We start from the raw sequence: 1,455 nt of genomic DNA on the forward strand, positions 1-1,455 counted from the left end.
CCGGACGACCCGGCCCCGGACGACCCGGCCACGTGGGTCCGGGACGTGATGTCCCTGTGCAAGCTCCTTTCCATGAGGGTGGAGATCTGAATGTCCATGACCACCTCAGCGGCCGACGTCGTTCCCCAGCTCGGCCTACAGGCACGCTTCCGCAGGTTCCGTGACAAGACGCTCATCGCCGTCGGGCCCAACGCCATGGAGTTGTCCGACTCCGCGGCCTTCATCCTGGCCTGCGTGGACGGGGAGCGCTCCGTGGCCGGTATCGGGGCCCTGCTCGCCGAGGAGTACGGGATCGACGTCGACGAGGCGGTCACGGACGCCCTGGATCTGATCGGCCAGCTCGCCGAGTGCAAGGTTCTGGACCTGCCGAGCGCCTGACCTTCCACCACCTTCACCAACGATTGGGAACCATGCGATGTGCGGGATTGTCGGGCTCTTCGTGGGGTGCTCCGCCCTGGCCTACTGCCCCCGCAAGGCACTCGCCCCGGCCGGCGCCGCGTCCGTCGCCGGTTCGGAACCCGTCGCCGGTTCCGAGCTCCTCGCCGGTTCCGAGCCCGCATCCGGCCCCGCACCTGGGGCCCGGAATGACGGGGAGCAGGCCGACGTCTCATACAGCTCCCCCTTCGCCCGCTGGTCGGAGCGGGCGACCGTCCGCCGGGCGCCCCGGCGTGAGCTGAGTGCGCCGTCCTCCGACGCCTCCCGCTACTTCTCCCCCGATCTGGTGCCGGTCGCGCGCCACCCGCTCATCGCCCATCTGCGCCCCGAGCTGTTCGACGCGGTGCTGGTCCAGCACCTCTACCGCTACCTGGACTTCACCGCCAAGCTGGAGACGCTGGTGGTGAATCGCACCGCGCTCGGCATCGCGCAGGGCAGCGTCGGCGTCGGACTTCCCGAGGAGATGCGCTTCGACGCCTACAAGATCTACTGCGACGAGGCCTACCACGCCCTCTTCTCGGTGGACTTGATGCGCCAGGTCCGTGACACCACCGGTATCGCCCCGGTGCTGCCGGACCAGCCCTACTTCCTGAGGCGGCTGGAGGAGATCCAGCAGGAGCTGCCGCCGCAGACCCGGGCCCTGGCCGAACTGCTCTTCGTAACCGTCTCGGAGACGCTGATATCGGCCAGTCTCGCCGAGCTGCCGGTCGACAGCGAGATCGTGCCGGCCGTGCGGGAGACGATCCGCGACCACGCCGCGGACGAGGGGCGCCACCATGTGTACTTCGCCGCCTTCCTGCGCTACCTGTGGGCCGCCCTCGACCCCATGGCCCGGCGGGAGGCGGCCCTGATCGCGGCCTTCCTGCAGCCCGACACCGACGCCGTACGCGCCGAGCTGCTGGGCTACGGGCTCACGCGCGACGACGCCGAACAGGTCCTCGCCGAGGTGTACGACGAGCGGACCGTGGCCGCGCACACCCGGGCGGCGCACACCCGGGCGACGGCCAAGCGGACGATCTC

2 protein-coding genes are annotated in these 1,455 nt (G+C 70.3%); both read left to right on the top strand.

All coding sequences use genetic code 11. The features are described 5' to 3' along the window. The first annotated feature begins 96 nt into the window (after positions 1-96). Entirely contained in the window at positions 97-378 is a 282-nt protein-coding gene (locus CA983_RS43595; protein ID WP_158101945.1) for a PqqD family protein, read from the top strand. A 37-nt stretch (positions 379-415) separates the two neighbouring features. After that, positions 416-1,455 (top strand): diiron oxygenase (locus CA983_RS43600; protein WP_086606107.1); only part of this gene is annotated, 1,040 nt, incomplete at its 3' end.

It is taken from the genome of Streptomyces swartbergensis (assembly GCF_002148965.1).
Classification (GTDB): domain Bacteria; phylum Actinomycetota; class Actinomycetes; order Streptomycetales; family Streptomycetaceae; genus Streptomyces; species Streptomyces swartbergensis.